Annotated in this window: 1 pseudogene; it reads left to right on the top strand. The window is 32.5% G+C overall.

Going from position 1 to position 243, the window contains the following annotated elements:
* Positions 1–243: pseudogene (locus AWV70_RS22015) on the top strand (tetracycline efflux MFS transporter Tet(L)); the annotation flags it as partial.

Raw genomic sequence — 243 nt, 5'->3', positions numbered from 1 at the left:
CTAATGTCAGTGGGCATTGTATTTTTTATGCTGTTTACAACATCTTATAACATTTCTTTTCTGATCATCAGTATTCTGTCATTCCTTATATTTGTAAAACATATTAGGAAAGTAACAGAACCTTTTGTTGAACCTGCACTGGGGAAAAATATTTCTTTTATAATTGGTGTCCTTTGTGGAGGACTTATATTTGGTACAGTAGCAGGGTTTATCTCTATGGTTCCTTACATGATGAAAGATGTA

Origin of the sequence: Sporosarcina koreensis (genome assembly GCF_001531445.1) — a bacterium.
GTDB classification, from domain to species: domain Bacteria; phylum Bacillota; class Bacilli; order Bacillales_A; family Planococcaceae; genus Sporosarcina; species Sporosarcina koreensis_C.
This window is presented reverse-complemented; position numbering and strand designations above follow the sequence as displayed.